The 18,572-nt window shown below is 53.6% G+C and carries 17 protein-coding genes; 11 read left to right on the top strand and 6 right to left on the bottom strand.

Translation table 11 applies throughout. The annotated features are described in order from the left end of the window. The first annotated feature begins 1 nt into the window (after position 1). Both dapE and ACJHYD_RS00605 read left to right on the top strand, forming a co-directional pair. Positions 2-1,129: a succinyl-diaminopimelate desuccinylase gene (gene dapE / locus ACJHYD_RS00610; RefSeq protein ID WP_001277792.1), complete on the top strand. Its 1,128-nt coding sequence runs from the start codon at positions 2-4 to the stop codon at positions 1,127-1,129. Between the two features lie 27 nt (positions 1,130-1,156). Continuing rightward, on the top strand, positions 1,157-1,357 hold the full coding sequence (locus ACJHYD_RS00605; RefSeq protein ID WP_000383836.1) for a YpfN family protein: 201 nt from the start codon (positions 1,157-1,159) through the stop codon (positions 1,355-1,357). An 80-nt stretch (positions 1,358-1,437) separates the two neighbouring features. Here the strand turns inward: ACJHYD_RS00605 and ypfH are convergent, their stop codons facing one another. The 6 genes from ypfH to dapA all read right to left on the bottom strand — a co-directional run bounded on the left by ypfH (position 1,438) and on the right by dapA (position 8,126). Beyond that, a complete protein-coding gene (gene ypfH / locus ACJHYD_RS00600; RefSeq protein ID WP_000679814.1) occupies positions 1,438-2,136 on the bottom strand; it encodes an esterase in 699 nt (232 codons plus the stop codon). A gap of 73 nt (positions 2,137-2,209) precedes the next feature. Beyond that, positions 2,210-4,225, bottom strand: coding sequence for a tRNA cytosine(34) acetyltransferase TmcA (gene tmcA / locus ACJHYD_RS00595; RefSeq protein ID WP_000829351.1), 2,016 nt, complete (start codon positions 4,223-4,225; stop codon positions 2,210-2,212). Between the two features lie 14 nt (positions 4,226-4,239). Further along, positions 4,240-5,103 carry a neutral zinc metallopeptidase gene (locus tag ACJHYD_RS00590; protein ID WP_001267498.1) on the bottom strand — a complete coding sequence of 288 codons (864 nt, stop codon included), beginning with the start codon at positions 5,101-5,103 and terminating at the stop codon, positions 4,240-4,242. Between the two features lie 167 nt (positions 5,104-5,270). After that, on the bottom strand, positions 5,271-5,984 hold the full coding sequence (purC, locus tag ACJHYD_RS00585) for a phosphoribosylaminoimidazolesuccinocarboxamide synthase (protein WP_001295467.1): 714 nt from the start codon (positions 5,982-5,984) through the stop codon (positions 5,271-5,273). A 212-nt stretch (positions 5,985-6,196) separates the two neighbouring features. Continuing rightward, positions 6,197-7,231, bottom strand: coding sequence for an outer membrane protein assembly factor BamC (gene bamC, locus ACJHYD_RS00580; protein ID WP_001297320.1), 1,035 nt, complete (start codon positions 7,229-7,231; stop codon positions 6,197-6,199). A 16-nt stretch (positions 7,232-7,247) separates the two neighbouring features. Next, positions 7,248-8,126: a 4-hydroxy-tetrahydrodipicolinate synthase gene (dapA, locus tag ACJHYD_RS00575; RefSeq protein ID WP_001295469.1), complete on the bottom strand. Its 879-nt coding sequence runs from the start codon at positions 8,124-8,126 to the stop codon at positions 7,248-7,250. A gap of 145 nt (positions 8,127-8,271) precedes the next feature. Here dapA and ACJHYD_RS00570 point away from each other — a divergent pair, with 145 nt between their 5' ends. From ACJHYD_RS00570 to hyfG, 9 genes are all read left to right on the top strand, one after another. Next, positions 8,272-8,844, top strand: a complete 573-nt coding sequence (locus ACJHYD_RS00570) for a glycine cleavage system transcriptional repressor (RefSeq protein ID WP_000176187.1) — start codon at positions 8,272-8,274, stop codon at positions 8,842-8,844. Next, a complete protein-coding gene (gene bcp / locus ACJHYD_RS00565) occupies positions 8,844-9,314 on the top strand; it encodes a thioredoxin-dependent thiol peroxidase (protein WP_001068682.1) in 471 nt (156 codons plus the stop codon). The genes ACJHYD_RS00570 and bcp overlap by 1 nt, the downstream gene beginning before the upstream one ends. Positions 9,315-9,566: 252 nt before the next feature. Continuing rightward, positions 9,567-10,184 (top strand): hydrogenase 4 subunit HyfA, encoded by a 618-nt coding sequence (hyfA, locus tag ACJHYD_RS00560; RefSeq protein ID WP_001521030.1) that lies wholly within the window; start codon positions 9,567-9,569, stop codon positions 10,182-10,184. Next, a complete protein-coding gene (gene hyfB / locus ACJHYD_RS00555; protein WP_001551446.1) occupies positions 10,184-12,202 on the top strand; it encodes a hydrogenase 4 subunit B in 2,019 nt (672 codons plus the stop codon). Before hyfA ends, hyfB begins: the two co-directional genes overlap by 1 nt. Positions 12,203-12,212: 10 nt before the next feature. Continuing rightward, complete coding sequence (gene hyfC, locus ACJHYD_RS00550) at positions 12,213-13,160, top strand: hydrogenase 4 subunit HyfC (RefSeq protein ID WP_001551447.1); 948 nt, start codon at positions 12,213-12,215, stop codon at positions 13,158-13,160. A gap of 16 nt (positions 13,161-13,176) precedes the next feature. Further along, positions 13,177-14,616: a hydrogenase 4 subunit HyfD gene (gene hyfD, locus ACJHYD_RS00545; RefSeq protein ID WP_001551448.1), complete on the top strand. Its 1,440-nt coding sequence runs from the start codon at positions 13,177-13,179 to the stop codon at positions 14,614-14,616. 11 nt (positions 14,617-14,627) lie between these two features. Continuing rightward, positions 14,628-15,278, top strand: a complete 651-nt coding sequence (gene hyfE / locus ACJHYD_RS00540; RefSeq protein WP_000148002.1) for a hydrogenase 4 membrane subunit — start codon at positions 14,628-14,630, stop codon at positions 15,276-15,278. A gap of 4 nt (positions 15,279-15,282) precedes the next feature. Next, entirely contained in the window at positions 15,283-16,863 is a 1,581-nt protein-coding gene (hyfF, locus tag ACJHYD_RS00535; protein ID WP_001551450.1) for a hydrogenase 4 subunit F, read from the top strand. Then, positions 16,853-18,568, top strand: coding sequence for a hydrogenase 4 catalytic subunit HyfG (gene hyfG / locus ACJHYD_RS00530; protein ID WP_001551451.1), 1,716 nt, complete (start codon positions 16,853-16,855; stop codon positions 18,566-18,568). Before hyfF ends, hyfG begins: the two co-directional genes overlap by 11 nt. The last annotated feature ends 4 nt before the right edge of the window (positions 18,569-18,572 follow it).

Raw genomic sequence — 18,572 nt, 5'->3', positions numbered from 1 at the left:
TATGTCGTGCCCGGTTATTGAGCTGACACAACAGCTTATTCGCCGCCCTTCCCTGAGTCCTGATGACGCAGGATGTCAGGCTTTGTTGATTGAACGTTTGCAGGCGATCGGTTTTACCGTTGAACGCATGGATTTTGCCGATACGCAGAATTTTTGGGCATGGCGTGGGCAAGGTGAAACGTTGGCCTTTGCCGGGCATACCGACGTGGTGCCGCCTGGCGACGCCGATCGTTGGATCAATCCGCCGTTTGAACCCACCATTCGTGATGGCATGTTATTCGGGCGCGGTGCGGCAGATATGAAAGGCTCGCTGGCAGCGATGGTGGTAGCGGCAGAACGCTTTGTCGCACAACATCCCAACCATGCAGGTCGACTGGCATTTCTGATCACTTCTGATGAGGAAGCCAGTGCCCATAACGGTACGGTAAAAGTCGTCGAAGCGTTGATGGCACGTAATGAGCGTCTCGATTACTGCCTGGTTGGCGAACCGTCGAGTATCGAAGTGGTAGGTGATGTGGTGAAAAATGGTCGTCGCGGATCGTTAACCTGCAACCTCACCATTCATGGCGTGCAGGGGCATGTTGCCTACCCACATCTGGCTGACAATCCGGTACATCGCGCAGCACCTTTCCTTAATGAATTAGTGGCTATTGAGTGGGATCAGGGCAATGAATTCTTCCCGGCGACCAGTATGCAGATTGCCAATATTCAGGCGGGAACGGGCAGTAACAACGTTATTCCGGGTGAACTGTTTGTGCAGTTTAACTTCCGCTTCAGCACCGAACTGACTGATGAGATGATCAAAGCGCAGGTACTTGCCCTGCTTGAAAAACATCAACTGCGTTATACGGTGGAATGGTGGCTTTCCGGGCAGCCATTTTTGACCGCGCGCGGTAAACTGGTGGATGCGGTCGTTAACGCGGTTGAGCACTATAATGAAATTAAACCGCAGCTACTGACCACAGGCGGAACGTCCGACGGGCGCTTTATTGCCCGCATGGGGGCGCAGGTGGTGGAACTCGGGCCGGTCAATGCCACTATTCATAAAATTAATGAATGTGTGAACGCTGCCGACCTGCAGCTACTTGCCCGTATGTATCAACGTATCATGGAACAGCTCGTCGCCTGATGAGTGGTTCTGCAAGAGGAAATAAGCATGGACTGGCTGGCTAAATATTGGTGGATTCTGGTGATTGTCTTTTTGGTAGGCGTCCTGCTGAACGTGATTAAAGATCTCAAGCGCGTCGACCATAAGAAATTTCTCGCCAACAAGCCGGAGCTTCCCCCGCATCGTGATTTCAACGATAAGTGGGACGATGACGACGACTGGCCGAAAAAGGATCAACCGAAGAAGTAAGCTGAGCGGCCGGATAAGGCGTTCACGCCACATCCGGCCATGATGCCTGATACAGTCTTATCAGGCCTACCCGGTTATTATTACATCATTTCAATCACATCATCATTGCCAGGCTTACCGCCACTTAGCGCTTCGTCGAAATAATGTTTCGGAATGGTATAACGCAAGTGATCCAGGGCAAATTGCATACTGCGATTGTCGATCGCATGGCCTAAATCCTCCACGATATCCAGCGTCACGTCACCACCGGCACTGATTAACGCTTCCTGCGCCGCAACCGCATGCGCCAGATCGATAACCGGATCTTCACCACCATGAATCAAGTGAATTGTCGTGGCTGTAGACGCGGTTTCCGGCAGGCTGGCATAGCGTCCGTTAAAGGCAATGACGCGCGAAGCAAGGCCCGGTTCGGCTTTAATGCTCTCCAGCGCCATAATCGCGCCTTGAGAGAAACCGATTAGTGCCGTGGCGTTAGCCCCTACTCCGCTCTGTTTCTGCCAGTAGCGCACCGTTTCAATAAACGTCGGCATGATGGCATCCACACGTGCCTGGCGATTATCTTCCGTAATACCCTGCACCGAAAACCACTGACGCCCCGCCGGATTACCGCTCGGCTCCGCGCCTCCGACACTCACCACCAGCGCATCAGGAAATAGCGGCGCAAACCAGCTGCCTATTTCCCCCATTGCCACCGGGTTATCCCCGACACCGTGGAAAAGCAGTAACAACTGTTGCGCAGGTTTATCCGGGCTTTGAACAACAAAATGGTCATGTTTCATGGCGAACTCCTTAACTGATGTCATTAATTTTACGCCGCTGACTCACAATGACCATGGGAGAAAATTGAAGGAGTCAGTGAAAAAATTGCCATTGCGTTATGCGATCGCGCAGACGCTCAGTGCGAACATCATTAAGTGCGAACAGCGCCTGCGCGGCTTCTTCGCGTTGACGGACCAGTAACAGCTTACGGCCTGAAAGTTTAAGTGTGGTACATAACTGCGCGTCACTGGCGTTTTTCTGTAAACGCCCACGCAGCGCCGGTAATGCCAGTTCGCTGGTTTGTAGCAGACGCAATAAGCAACCTAACGACGTTAATAGCGGACGATGAGTGAAAGCAAAACCGGCCAGTTCAAGCCAGTCGTCGTCAGAAAGGACGGCATCGTTTAGTGGATCAACAGGAAGCGTTTCGCCATTCCACTGCGCGAGAGCTTGCGCATCGCGACGTAAACGGTAATGCTCACGTTCAGCCAGCTGTTTACCCGCATCACTCATCGGTAACAGCGCCATCGCCGTATAGCAACCGCTGCTGGCTTCACGATGATTACCCATTCGCACCAGCACAAAACCGCAGCGTTGCCAGAAACGCCATAACTCCTCGGTGTAACCAAAACTCACCGAAAGATAGTCGAGGTCATGCGTATATTGCAAAGCACCAACAATAAGCTGTCGCCCTGTGCCTTCCCGCTGACGAGCAGGATGAACTGCTATCCGGCTAACCCGCCGTCCGCGCAATGTCGCCGCCAGTGGATTGCTGCCGTGCGCCGCCAGCGACTGGGCCACCAGATTACCCCGCGGGCGACGAAAACCCGCCCATACCGCCTGACTGAGTTCTTGAGATAATCCGCCCTCATCCACCAGCCACAGCGCTCCGGCAATCTCGTTTTCGCCAGCCGCCTGTAAAAAATGTTGACCTGGTGCATCCATCATGCGGCGTAAATCCAGCGGCGAAGTCCGGTAGTGCGCACCAGACAATAATTGATAAACCTTTAACGGCGTTTCTGGCTCACTTCGCCATAACGTCTGTTCAAATGCGGCAATGACGATATTGCCTTGTGGTGTATGGGTGAAGTTTTCATCGTCAAACACCAGTGCCTCACTAACCATTTTTTCCAGCGGGCATCCCTGCGCCCAGCGGATCGGTTGTTGCAGTTCAAAACGGTGTAAATGCGGAAAGCGAGCGCAAAATTTCAGCAAAAAACCACGTCCGGTGCCTTCGTAGCCCTGCACCGTAGTGGTTAACAACGTTCGAGGAAAACGCGATACCAGTTGATGCAACAACGGCGCAGGTATGGCTGCGGCTTCATCGACCACCAGCCAGTCGGCTTGCTCATCGCTGGCTAACAAGGCATCCGGTGCAATAAAGCGAAACTTCTCGCCCGCAAATTGTGCCAGTACATCCGTTGCCGCTTTTGCGGGCGCGGTGACAATCGCACTGCCCGCAATACGAGAAATGAGTTGCCCTGCCAACGCCGATTTACCGCGCCCACGCGCAGCAGTTACCGCTGCCACGCCCGGCGGCATGGTCAGTAACTGCTGTAAGAGTTGCTGTTGTTCTGGTTGTGGTGCGCCGGTAGCGGGGTGCCAGTCAGTACGGGGAGCAAAATGCGCCAACGAGAACTGCTGGTTCTGCCGCCAGAGGATAGCGTCGTTATTCGCCGTAAGTACGCGTTTGAGATGCTGGACAAAATGCGGCGTCGCAATAGGGTCAGGGCAATCACTCCAGCGCAGCGAGTCGGCATCAGGTTGGTTTTCCCACTCTTCCCATACAGGGAGTAACAAAACCAGCCAACTTCCCGCTTTCAACGTTCCGCTAAGTGCCGCAAAGGCAGCGGCATCAAAGCCGTGGCGGGCGTCGAATACCGCATGCCGGAACTCGCGCCCAAGTAAAGTTTGTAGCGCCGAGGGAAAACAGTGGTTTTCAGCGACTGGCTGCGGCGAAATCCACAGCCAGTCGCCAGGTAAGGCATCACGCAACTTAAGCGCATGATCAAAACACCAACCCTCTTCCCCGCTCAACACCAGCAAGCGGCGGATCCCTTCACGTTTCATTTGCGCTGTTAATGTGTGAAGCGCAGTCAGTTCAGCCATCCCTGCCCCGGAAGTTAAATGCTTTTACCAAAAGTATTGCATTGTGCCGGATCACCGCTGTCGAAACCACGTTTAAACCAGCTGTAGCGTTGCTGAGAAGTGCCATGAGTGAAACTGTCTGGTACTACTCGCCCCTGACTTTGCTGTTGTAAACGGTCATCGCCGATGGCCTGCGCCGCGTTCAGCGCCTCTTCCAGATCGCCGGTTTCCAGAACACCTTGCTGCTGCATACTATGCCCCCAGACACCGGCAAAACAGTCGGCCTGGAGTTCCATACGCACAGATAAGCGGTTCACTTCCGCCTGCGTCGCGTTTTGTTGCAGTTGACGAACTTTCGGCTCGATGCCTAACAGTTTCTGCACATGATGACCGACTTCATGGGCGATAACGTACCCCTGGGCAAAATCGCCATCCGCGCCAAGTTTGTCTTTCATGTCATCATAGAAAGAGAGATCGATATAAACCGTGCCATCCGCCGGGCAATAGAACGGTCCCATAATGGACTGGCCCGCCCCGCAGCCGGTGCGCGTCATTCCACGGTACATGACCAGCTTCGGTTGCTGATAGGTTTTACCCATCTTCTCGAATTGCTGTCCCCAGGTGTCTTCCGTGGTTGCCAGAATCACCGAAGTGAATTTTGCGGCTTCGTCTTCATTAGGACTAATTGACCGTGTTGATTGCTGTTGGGAAACCGGCTGTCCGGTCATCAACCCGGTTAAATCAACGCCATAGTAGCCTGCAACCAGCACGACTATCAGTAAAATCAGCCCGCCTTTACCGCTTGGCAGGCGAAAACCGGGACCGCCCATTGACGGACCACCAGAGCTGTTGCGCCTGTCTTCAACATTGTCACTTTCACGTCGCCCTTGCCAACGCATAGATACCTCAACAATATATTCATTATAGAAATGATCGTAGGTGGTTCAGAGGAAGATTACCACAGGAAAGCGGGATGAAATGGCGGAGGAATGAGCGTTCAATGCACATCTTCCGAGAGCGGTTGTCTTGCCGTGCCAGCTGCACGGCAAGATGATGAACAGAAAAATCAGTCCAGCTGTACACCCAGGCGGCGGGCGACGGCTTCATAGGCTTCGATCAGGCCACCGAGGCTCTGGCGGAAACGGTCTTTGTCCATTTTCTCCAGCGTTTCTTTGTCCCACAGGCGGCTGCCGTCCGGGGAGAACTCATCGCCCAGTACCACTTCACCTTTGTACAGGCCAAACTCCAGTTTAAAGTCGACCAAAATCAGACCAGCATCATCGAACAGTTTTTTCAGCACGTCGTTCGCTTTGTAGGTCAGCTCTTTCATACGCGCCAGGTTCTCTTTGCTCACCCAGCCAAAGGTTTCGCAGTAAGATTCGTTGACCATCGGATCGTGCATGGCGTCGTTTTTCAGGAACAGATCGAACAGCGGCGGGTTCAGCTCAATACCTTCTTCGATTCCAAGACGTTTCACCAGAGAGCCAGCAGCACGGTTACGCACGACACACTCAACCGGCACCATATCCAGCTTTTTCACCAGACATTCGGTATCGGAGAGCAGACGCTCCATTTGAGTCGGGATACCCGCTTCAGCCAGTTTGCTCATAATGAAGTAGTTGAACTTGTTGTTCACCATACCTTTGCGATCAAACTGCTCAATGCGCGCGCCATCCCCTGCTGACGTATCATTGCGGAATTCGAGCACCAACAGGTCCGGGTTTTCCGTGCTGTATACGGTTTTCGCTTTACCACGATACAACTCAGCTTGCTTTTGCATCTTTATCACTCCTGGGTGTGAATTAACGTTTTAAAATCTTTTGCTGTCTGGTGTGCCGGATGTTTTGTCAGATGCGGCAAGAACGCCTTATCCGACCTACGTCCGACAAACAAATTTAGTGCGAATTACCGCTAAAATCGCGTTTTCCTGCCGACGCACACGTTTGCGTATCATATCAGAAAAAAGGGCCGGATGACTCCAGCCCTGTATTTTTACTTGCTAAACGCAGCCTGGAAGACAGCTACCAGCGCGTCGTTCTGACTCTGAGTCAGAGTATGACCTTTCGGATCGATGAACTGTAGGCTGCTGCGGTTATCTAAATCGCCAACCTGCAGTTTATAGTCACCGGATGCCAGGCCTGGATCGCTCGCGCCCAGTTCCTGCCAGTCGCTGTCAGACAGCGGCTTGTAAGTTACGGCCATGTTACCCTGCGAACGGGTGCTGTCGGTCACTTTCATGCCCACTTTTTCCAGCGCCGCTGGCAGACGTTGCCAAACCACATTGAACGGCCCGCGTACGACCAGCATCGGTAAACCGGTGTCATCAGCTGCACTTTGTACGTCCATAGTGGTGGAGGCACGATTTTGCGCAGCGTTCGCGGCGTCAGTGGCAGATTTATCCAGACCGGCGGAAATAACGTTCATCATCTCCGTGCTGTAACGCTGCATGGAAGCCGCGTCTGCAACCGGTTTGCCCGCCTGTTCCAGGTTCAGCAGTTTAACCGTAACCGCCTGCTGATAACCCTGCGGCTTAACAGAGATTTGATAACGACCACGATACTGCTCGTCTTCGTCCAGACGGTTCCATTGTACCCAATCGGTGGTCAGTGTCTGACCAGCATCATCACGTTGGGTGATGGTGTAGTTTTTCGCCTGCAGCACGCTAACCACCTGCGGCCACAGAGTATTGCCACGACCATTTTCCACCAGCAATGAAGCGGTATCGCCCGTGAACTGGGTACGCGCGCCAGAAACCAGTGCCAGCGGCTGGGCTGGTGGACGAATGTCCAGCGCCTTACCGACAGCACCACTACCGTTGGTCACCGGGATTGCATAATCACCGGAGGTCACCGGCAAAATCATTCCAGCCGGGGCATGAAGCTCCGCAAGCGGTGCCGCTTCCAGGTAGGCTTCATCACCACTGACCTGACGCTTATAGCGTGAGTCAGAACTACAGGCAGCGAGTAATAAAACAAGCGAAACACCCGCAACCTTTGCCAGGCGCGACTTTTGAACAGAGTAAGCCATCAAATCTCCCTAAACTTTACAGCAAACCGGCATGCTTAAGCGCCGCTCTGACCGTCTCACGACCACTGTCGGTGATAGGTGTCATTGGCAGGCGCAGCGTATCGGTCGCCACAAGACCCAGTTCCTTACATGCCCATTTCACCGGGATTGGATTGGGTTCGACAAATAGTTTGTTGTGTAATGGCATCAGACGCTGATTAATAACGCGTGCCTCGGCAAAATGCCCTTCTGCTGCCAGTTTGCACATCTGGGCCATATCACGCGCTGCGACGTTAGCCGTAACGGAAATAACCCCATGACCGCCTAATTGCATGAAGTCCAGCGCGCTCGCATCATCGCCGCTCAGCAGAACAAAATCATCTGAAACCAGCTCTTTGATCTGGTTTACACGCGTTAAGTTCCCTGTTGCCTCTTTGATTCCGATAATATTTTTTACTTTCGCCAGACGGCCCACCGTTTCCGGAAGCAGATCGCAGCCAGTACGGGACGGCACATTATACAGAATTTGCGGCAGGTCAGTATGTTCAGCGATGGCTTTGAAATGCTGATACAAACCTTCTTGCGACGGACGATTGTAGTAAGGGGTTACCGTCAGGCAGCCGACGATACCACTGTCATTGAAGCGCTGCGTCAGGCTAATGGCTTCCGCAGTAGCGTTAGCGCCGGTCCCGGCAATCACCGGAATGCGCCCGTCAGCCAGCTCCAGCGTCATCATCACCACATCAGCATGTTCGTCATGATTTAAGGTAGCGGACTCGCCAGTGGTGCCAACAGAAACGATCGCCGAAGTACCGCTGGCGACATGATAATCAATCAGTTTTTTCAAGCTAGCCCGACAGACATTACCTTTTTCATCCATCGGAGTAACAATCGCGACAATACTTCCCGTGAACATGGGCCATCCTCTGTGCAAACAAGTGTCTCAATGGTACGTTTGGTATGGCATTAAAAGCAAGCAGACAGAACCGTTCTGATTGTTGTATGCATGTTTTTTTTATGCTTTCCTTAAGAACAACTCACCCCTTAAAGGAATAACCAGTTTGACACTGTCATCGCAACATTATCTGGTGATCACTGCGTTGGGTGCCGATCGCCCTGGAATTGTGAACACCATCACCCGTCATGTCAGTAGTTGCGGCTGTAATATTGAAGACAGTCGCCTGGCGATGCTGGGAGAAGAGTTCACGTTTATCATGCTGCTTTCCGGTTCATGGAATGCCATTACTCTGATTGAATCAACGTTACCGTTGAAAGGTGCAGAACTGGATCTTTTAATCGTGATGAAGCGCACGACGGCGCGTCCGCGTCCGCCAATGCCAGCATCTGTCTGGGTTCAGGTCGATGTGGCAGACTCCCCGCATTTAATTGAACGCTTCACAGCACTTTTCGACGCGCATCATATGAACATTGCGGAGCTGGTGTCGCGCACGCAACCTGCTGAAAATGAACGGGCTGCGCAGTTGCATATTCAGATAACCGCCCACAGCCCCGCATCTGCGGACGCAGCAAATATTGAGCAAGCGTTCAAAGCCCTATGTACAGAACTCAATGCACAAGGCAGTATTAACGTCGTCAATTATTCCCAACATGATGAACAGGATGGAGTTAAGTAATGAATCCACTGAAAGCCGGTGATATCGCACCGAAATTTAGCTTGCCGGATCAAGACGGAGAACAAGTTAATTTGACCGACTTCCAGGGACAGCGTGTTCTGGTTTATTTCTACCCGAAAGCCATGACCCCCGGCTGTACCGTACAGGCCTGCGGCTTACGCGATAACATGGATGAGTTGAAAAAAGCGGGCGTTGATGTGCTGGGTATCAGCACCGATAAACCCGAAAAACTCTCCCGTTTTGCGGAAAAAGAGCTGCTTAACTTTACGCTCCTGTCTGATGAGGACCACCAGGTGTGCGAACAATTCGGCGTCTGGGGTGAAAAGTCCTTCATGGGCAAAACCTACGATGGTATTCATCGCATCAGCTTCCTGATTGACGCTGATGGCAAAATCGAACATGTCTTTGACGATTTCAAAACCAGCAATCACCACGACGTTGTGCTGAACTGGCTGAAAGAACACGCCTGATTACTTTGCTCCATTCCGTGCTGGCTGCGCTTGCGGTCAGCACACCTCACTTCTCGTGATCAAGATCACATTCTCGCTTTCCCCTGCGACACGGGTGTCGAATTCATTTTTTGCTGAACGTTAATGACCATCATTTTTGTACCGTTCAGAATACAGTTAATTCATAACTTATTGAATACATTAAATTAATCAGACTGGCATCCTTTATGCAATATGAAATGCAATGTTTCATATCATTTTCAAGGAGCCGACATGAACCGCTTTGTGGTGGCCGAACCACTGTGGTGTACAGGATGTAATACCTGTCTCGCTGCCTGTTCGGACGTGCATAAAACGCAAGGTTTACAGCAACACCCGCGCCTGGCCCTGGCGAAGACGTCAACACTCACTGCCCCTGTCGTGTGTCATCACTGTGAGGAAGCCCCTTGCCTGCAGGTCTGCCCGGTCAATGCCATCTCCCAGAGGGACGATGCGATCCAACTCAACGAAAGCCTCTGTATTGGCTGCAAGCTTTGCGCCGTGGTCTGCCCATTTGGCGCAATCAGCGCTTCAGGAAGCCGTCCGGTGAATGCCCCTGCGCAATATGTTTTTCAGGCTGACGGCTCACTCAAAGACGGCGAAGAAAACGCGCCGACCCAACATGCTTTGCTGCGCTGGGAACCGGGTGTCCAGACCGTCGCGGTGAAATGCGACCTGTGTGATTTCTTGCCAGAAGGTCCGGCCTGCGTTCGCGCTTGCCCGAATCAGGCGTTACGGCTGATCACCGACGATAGCCTGCAACGTCAGATGAAAGAAAAACAGCGCCTTGCCGCAAGCTGGTTTGCCAATGGCGGGGAGGATCCCCTTTCCCTCACTCAGGAGCAACGCTAATGGATGCCCTGCAATTATTAACCTGGTCACTGATCCTCTATCTGTTTGCCAGTCTGGCTTCGCTGTTTTTACTCGGTCTGGACAGACTGGCTATTAAGCTTTCCGGCATCACATCGCTGGTGGGTGGCGTGATTGGCATCATCAGCGGAATTACGCAATTACATGCAGGCGTAACTTTAGTCGCCCGTTTTGCCACGCCTTTTGACTTTGCCGATTTAACACTGCGAATGGATAGCCTCTCGGCATTTATGGTGATGGTTATCTCCTTGCTGGTGGTGGTTTGTTCGCTCTATTCATTGACTTATATGCGCGAATACGAGGGTAAAGGCGCGGCGGCGATGGGCTTCTTTATGAATCTTTTCATCGCATCGATGGTTGCCCTGCTGGTGATGGACAACGCTTTTTGGTTCATCGTGCTGTTTGAAATGATGTCGCTGTCTTCCTGGTTTCTGGTCATTGCCAGGCAGGATAAAACGTCGATCAACGCTGGCATGCTCTACTTTTTTATCGCCCACGCCGGATCGGTGCTGATTATGATCGCCTTCTTGCTGATGGGGCGCGAAAGCGGCAGCCTCGATTTTGCCAGTTTCCGCACGCTTTCACTTTCTCCGGGGCTGGCGTCGGCGGTGTTCCTGCTGGCCTTTTTCGGTTTTGGCGCGAAAGCCGGGATGATGCCGTTGCACAGCTGGTTGCCACGCGCTCACCCTGCCGCACCATCGCACGCTTCGGCGTTGATGTCTGGCGTAATGGTCAAAATCGGTATTTTCGGCATCCTGAAAGTAGCGATTGATCTGCTGGCGCAAACGGGTTTGCCGCTGTGGTGGGGCATTCTGGTGATGGCGATCGGCGCAATCTCCGCGCTCCTGGGCGTGCTGTATGCGCTGGCGGAACAGGATATCAAACGGCTGCTGGCCTGGAGCACCGTCGAAAACGTCGGCATTATTTTGCTGGCGGTCGGTGTGGCGATGGTCGGTCTGTCACTGCACGACCCGCTGCTCACCGTTGTTGGACTGCTCGGCGCGCTGTTTCATCTGCTCAACCATGCGCTGTTCAAAGGGCTGCTGTTTCTCGGCGCGGGTGCGATTATTTCGCGTTTGCATACCCACGACATGGAAAAAATGGGGGCACTGGCGAAACGGATGCCGTGGACAGCCGCAGCATGCCTGATTGGTTGCCTCGCGATATCAGCCATTCCTCCGCTGAATGGTTTTATCAGCGAATGGTACACCTGGCAGTCGCTGTTCTCACTAAGTCGTGTGGAAGCCGTAGCGCTACAACTTGCGGGTCCTATTGCTATGGTGATGCTGGCAGTCACTGGTGGGCTGGCAGTAATGTGCTTCGTCAAAATGTACGGTATTACTTTCTGTGGCGCGCCGCGCAGTACACACGCTGAAGAGGCACAGGAAGTGCCAAATACGATGATCGTCGCCATGCTACTGCTCGCGGCACTCTGCGTATTCATTGCGCTTAGTGCCAGTTGGCTGGCACCGAAGATAATGCACATTGCCCATGCGTTTACCAATACCCCTCCCGTCACTGTCACCAGCGGAATAGCACTTGTACCCGGCACGTTTCATACACGGGTCACTCCCTCATTACTGTTGCTGTTACTACTGGCGATGCCTTTGCTGCCTGGCCTTTACTGGCTGTGGTGTCGTTCGCGCCGCGCAGCGTTTCGTCGCACTGGAGATGCCTGGGCATGCGGCTACGGCTGGGAACATGCGATGGCCCCGTCAGGCAATGGCGTGATGCAGCCGCTGCGTGTGGTCTTTTGTGCGCTATTTCGTCTACGACAACAGCTCGACCCTACGCTGAGGCTGAACAAAGGTCTTGCGCACGTCACCGCCAGGGCTCAGAGCACAGAACCCTTCTGGGATGAGCGGGTGATCCGCCCCATCGTGAGCGCCACCCAACGGCTGGCCAAAGAAATACAGCATCTGCAAAGTGGCGACTTTCGTCTCTATTGCCTGTATGTGGTCGCCGCACTGGTTGTGCTGCTAATCGCTATTGCCGTCTAAGGAAATCACCATGAGACAAACTCTTTGCGACGGATATCTGGTCATTTTTGCGTTAGCACAGGCCGTGACTCTGCTGGTGCTAACCCCGCTTTTTACGGGGATTTCCCGGCAGATACGCGCGCGAATGCACTCCCGTCGCGGACCGGGGTTCTGGCAGGATTATCGCGATATCCACAAACTGTTTAAACGCCAGGAAGTTGCGCCGACATCTTCAGGTCTGATGTTCCGCCTGATGCCGTGGGTATTAATCAGCAGCATGCTGGTGCTGGCGATGGCCCTGCCACTATTTATTACTGTTTCCCCTTTTGCGGGCGGCGGCGATCTGATCACCCTTATCTATCTTCTTGCCCTGTTTCATTTTTTCTTTGCTCTTTCCGGGCTGGATACCGGAAGCCCGTTTGCGGGAGTCGGTGCCAGTCGCGAGTTGACGCTCGGCATTCTGGTCGAACCCATGCTCATTCTCTCACTGCTGGTATTGGCGCTGATAGCGGATTCCACGCATATCGAGATGATCAGCAAGACGCTGGCGACGGGCTGGAACTCGCCGCTAACCACCGTACTGGCGTTACTGGCCTGTGGTTTTGCCTGCTTCATTGAGATGGGAAAAATTCCCTTTGATGTTGCTGAAGCAGAACAGGAATTACAGGAAGGCCCGCTGACCGAATATTCCGGTGCCGGGCTGGCGCTGGCGAAGTTGGGGCTGGGGCTGAAACAGGTCGTGATGGCATCACTGTTTGTGGCCCTGTTTCTGCCCTTTGGGCGCGCGCAAGAGCTTTCTCTCGCCTGCCTGCTGACTTCACTTGTCGTTACGCTGCTCAAGGTTTTGCTGATTTTTGTACTGGCCTCAATCGCAGAAAACACGCTGGCACGCGGGCGATTTTTACTCATTCACCATGTGACCTGGCTTGGCTTCAGCCTTGCTGCGCTTGCATGGGTCTTCTGGTTAACCGGTCTGTAAGGAGCACTGACGGAATATGGAAAATCTTGCTCTGACGACGTTATTGCTGCCTTTTATCGGCGCACTGGTCGTTTCGTTTTCGCCACAACGTCGGGCCGCCGAATGGGGGGTTTTGTTCGCCGCGCTGACCACGCTGTGCATGTTGTCACTGATCTCCGCGTTTTATCAGGCCGATAAAGTTGCCGTCACGTTGACGTTGGTCAACGTGGGGGGTGTGGCGTTGTTTGGCCTGGTCATTGATCGCGTGAGTACGCTGATTCTGTTTGTGGTGGTGTTTCTCGGTTTGCTGGTCACGATCTACTCCACGGGTTATCTGACGGATAAAAATCGCGAACACCCGCATAACGGCACGAATCGTTATTACGCATTTTTGCTGGTTTTTATCGGCGCGATGGCGGGACTGGTACTCTCCTCGACGCTGCTCGGTCAGTTGTTGTTTTTTGAAATTACGGGCGGCTGCTCCTGGGCGTTGATCAGTTATTACCAGAGCGATAAAGCGCAGCGTTCAGCACTAAAAGCGTTGCTTATCACTCATATCGGTTCGTTGGGGTTGTATCTTGCCGCCGCCACGCTGTTTTTGCAGACCGGAACGTTCGCGCTCAGCGCGATGAGCGAGTTACACGGCGACGCACGCTATCTGGTTTATGGTGGCATCCTGTTTGCCGCGTGGGGGAAATCGGCCCAGCTACCGATGCAAGCGTGGCTACCGGATGCAATGGAAGCGCCAACACCGATCAGCGCCTATCTCCACGCCGCATCGATGGTGAAAGTGGGCGTTTACATTTTTGCCCGCGCCATTATCGACGGCGGCAATATCCCGCATGTGATTGGCGGCGTTGGCATGGTTATGGCACTGGTCACCATTCTTTATGGCTTCCTGATGTATTTGCCACAGCAGGATATGAAGCGGTTGCTGGCCTGGTCGACCATCACTCAACTTGGCTGGATGTTTTTCGGCTTGTCGCTCTCCATCTTCGGCTCGCGGCTGGCGCTGGAGGGCAGCATCGCCTACATCGTCAACCACGCGTTCGCTAAAAGCCTATTTTTCCTTGTAGCAGGTGCGCTGAGTTACAGCTGCGGCACGCGCTTGTTGCCGCGTCTGCGTGGCGTATTGCACACCCTGCCGTTGCCAGGCGTGGGTTTCTGCGTGGCAGCGCTGGCGATTACCGGCGTACCGCCGTTCAACGGCTTCTTCAGTAAATTCCCGCTGTTTGCCGCCGGTTTTGCGTTGTCAGTGGAGTACTGGATCCTGCTGCCCGCCATGATTCTGCTGATGATTGAATCGGTCGCCAGTTTCGCCTGGTTTATTCGCTGGTTTGGTCGCGTCGTGCCTGGCAAACCGAGCGAGGCCGTCGCCGATGCCGCACCGCTGCCAGGATCAATGCGCCTGGTGTTGATTGTACTGATTGTGATGTCGCTGATTTCCAGCGTAATCGCCGCGACCTGGTTGCAGTAAGGAGATGATGAATGACCGGTTCTATGATCGTAAATAATCTGGCGGGACTGATGATGCTGACATCGCTGTTTGTGATTAGCGTCAAAAGCTATCGCCTGTCATGCGGATTTTACGCCTGCCAGTCGCTGGTGCTGGTGTCTATTTTCGCCACCCTCTCGTGCCTGTTCGTCGCAGAGCAACTGCTGATCTGGTCCGCCAGCGCCTTTATCACCAAAGTGCTGCTGGTACCGTTAATCATGACTTACGCTGCACGAAATATTCCCCAGAACATCCCGGAAAAAGCGTTATTCGGTCCGGCAATGATGACACTGCTCGCGGCGTTAATTGTCCTGCTTTGCGCATTTGTCGTTCAGCCCGTGAAGCTACCGATGGCTACCGGGCTGAAACCGGCGCTGGCGGTGGCGTTAGGTCATTTTCTGCTTGGCCTGCTGTGCATTGTCAGCCAGCGCAATATCCTGCGGCAAATTTTTGGTTACTGCCTGATGGAAAACGGCTCCCATCTGGTGCTGGCGCTTCTTGCCTGGCGAGCACCGGAACTGGTGGAAATAGGTATCGCTACCGACGCCATCTTCGCCGTCATTGTGATGGTGTTACTGGCAAGAAAAATATGGCGTACCCACGGCACGCTGGACGTGAATAACTTGACCGCGCTGAAGGGATAATGAGATGAGTTATTCTGTGATGTTCGCTTTACTCCTGCTCACGCCGCTGCTTTTTTCGCTGCTCTGTTTTGCCTGCCGGAAACGGGGGCACTCTGCGACTCGCACGGTGACAGTACTACATGGCTTAGGGATCACACTGCTGCTGATTCTGGCACTGTGGGTGGTCCAAACTGCCGCTGATGCGGGAGAAATATTCGCTGCGGGACTGTGGCTTCACATTGATGGTCTGGGCGGTTTGTTCCTCGCCATTCTTGGTGTGATTGGCTTTCTCACCGGTGTTTACTCGATTGGCTACATGCGTCATGAAGTGGCACACGGCGAGCTTTCACCCGTTACGCTGTGCGATTACTACGGTTTCTTCCATCTGTTTTTGTTCACCATGCTGCTGGTTGTTACCAGCAATAACCTGATTGTGATGTGGGCGGCAATTGAAGCCACCACCTTAAGCTCGGCGTTTCTGGTAGGCATTTACGGTCAGCGTTCATCGCTGGAAGCTGCATGGAAGTACATCATTATTTGTACTGTTGGTGTCGCTTTTGGTCTGTTCGGTACCGTGCTGGTATACGCCAACGCCGCCAGCGTTATGCCGCAGGCAGAAATGGCGATATTCTGGAGCGAGGTTCTTAAGCAATCGTCCTTGCTTGACCCAACATTAATGCTGTTGGCCTTTGTGTTTGTGCTAATTGGCTTTGGCACCAAAACCGGGCTATTCCCCATGCACGCCTGGCTGCCAGATGCTCACAGTGAAGCGCCGAGTCCGGTCAGCGCCCTGCTCTCCGCCGTATTGCTGAACTGCGCGCTGTTGGTGCTTATTCGCTATTACATCATTATTTGCCAGGCCATCGGCAGCGATTTCCCCAACCGGTTGTTGCTCATCTTCGGCATGTTGTCGGTTGCCGTGGCGGCATTTTTCATTCTGGTACAGCGGGACATTAAGCGTCTGCTGGCGTACTCCAGCGTGGAGAACATGGGACTGGTCGCGGTGGCGTTAGGCATTGGCGGGCCGCTGGGAATTTTTGCCGCGCTGCTGCACACCTTAAACCACAGTCTGGCCAAAACGCTGTTGTTCTGCGGTTCCGGCAATGTACTGCTCAAGTACGGCACGCGCGATCTCAACGTCGTCTGTGGGATGCTCAAAATCATGCCATTTACCGCCGTGTTGTTTGGCGGCGGTGCGCTGGCGCTGGCCGGGATGCCGCCCTTCAACATTTTTCTTAGCGAATTTATGACCGTTACCGCCGGACTGGCGCGTAATCATCTGCTGCTTATCGTCCTGCTGTTATTGCTGTTAACGCTGGTGCTGGCGGGCCTGGTACGGATGGCTGCACGGGTATTAATGGCGAAACCGCCGCAGGCCGTTAACCGGGGTGAACTTGGCTGGTTGACCACCTCGCCAATGGTGATTCTGCTGGTCATGATGCTGGCGATGGGAACGCATATTCCACAACCTGTCATCAGGATCCTGGCGGGCGCTTCCACTATAGTCCTCTCAGGGACGCACAACCTGCCTGCACAACGTAGCACCTGGCATGATTTTTTGCCTTCAGGCACCGCATCTGTTTCGGAGAAACACAGTGAACGTTAATTCATCGTCAAATCGTGGCGAAGCGATTCTCGCCGCCCTGAAAACGCAGTTCCCCGGCGCGGTGCTGGATGAAGAGCGACAAACGCCTGAACAGGTCACCATTACGGTGAAAATCAATCTGCTGCCTGACGTTGTACATTATCTTTATTATCAACATGATGGCTGGCTTCCGGTCCTGTTTGGCAACGACGAGCGGACACTTAACGGTCATTACGCGGTTTATTACGCCCTTTCTATGGAAGGGGCCGAAAAATGCTGGATCGTGGTGAAGGCACTGGTCGATGCCGACAGTCGGGAGTTTCCGTCAGTCACACCGCGCGTCCCTGCCGCGGTCTGGGGCGAGCGAGAAATTCGCGATATGTACGGGCTGATTCCGGTTGGCCTGCCGGATCAGCGTCGGCTGGTGTTGCCCGATGACTGGCCGGAAGATATGCATCCGCTGCGCAAAGACGCGATGGATTATCGACTGCGCCCAGAACCGACGACTGATACCGAAACGTATCCGTTTATCAACGAGGGCAACAGCGATGCGCGGGTGATCCCTGTCGGCCCGCTGCATATCACCTCCGATGAACCAGGTCACTTCCGCTTGTTTGTGGATGGCGAGCAAATTGTCGATGCTGATTACCGCCTGTTTTATGTCCATCGCGGCATGGAGAAACTGGCAGAAACGCGGATGGGCTACAACGAAGTGACCTTCTTATCCGACCGCGTGTGTGGGATTTGTGGTTTTGCCCACAGTGTGGCCTATACCAACTCGGTTGAAAATGCACTGGGGATTGAGGTGCCGCAACGAGCGCATACTATTCGCTCGATTCTGCTGGAAGTCGAACGGCTGCACAGTCATTTGCTCAACCTTGGCCTCTCCTGTCATTTTGTTGGTTTTGATACCGGCTTTATGCAATTTTTCCGCGTGCGGGAAAAGTCGATGACGATGGCGGAATTGCTGACCGGGTCGCGTAAAACCTACGGTCTGAATCTGATTGGTGGTGTTCGCCGCGATATTCTCAAAGAGCAACGTCTGCAAACGCTGAAACTAGTGCGCGAGATGCGCGCCGACGTGTCGGAGCTGGTAGAGATGCTGCTTGCCACGCCGAATATGGAACAACGCACTCAGGGCATTGGCATTCTCGACCGACAAATCGCCCGTGATTATAGCCCTGTCGGGCCGCTGATCCGCGGCAGTGGTTTTGCCCGTGATTTGCGCTTTGATCACCCCTACGCCGACTACGGCAATATTCCAAAAACGCTGTTTACCTTTACCGGCGGCGATGTCTTCTCCCGCGTGATGGTCCGTGTCAAAGAGACGTTTGATTCGCTGGCAATGCTGGAATTTGCCCTCGACAACATGCCAGATACCCCACTGCTGACCGAAGGCTTTAGCTATAAACCTCACGCATTCGCGCTGGGCTTTGTTGAAGCGCCACGTGGTGAAGACGTGCACTGGAGCATGCTCGGTGATAACCAAAAATTGTTCCGCTGGCGCTGTCGTGCCGCCACCTACGCCAACTGGCCAGTGCTGCGTTACATGCTGCGCGGCAATACCGTTTCTGACGCACCGCTAATTATCGGTAGCCTTGATCCCTGCTACTCCTGTACCGACCGTGTGACGCTGGTTGATGTGCGCAAGCGCCAGTCAAAAATCGTGCCGTATAAAGAGATCGAACGCTACGGCATTGATCGTAACCGTTCGCCGCTGAAGTAAGGAC

This window comes from Escherichia sp. WS1368, from assembly GCF_046487485.1.
Lineage (GTDB): Bacteria > Pseudomonadota > Gammaproteobacteria > Enterobacterales > Enterobacteriaceae > Escherichia > Escherichia coli.
Note: the sequence above shows the minus strand (reverse complement) of the source record. Positions and strands in the feature narration are given on the sequence as shown.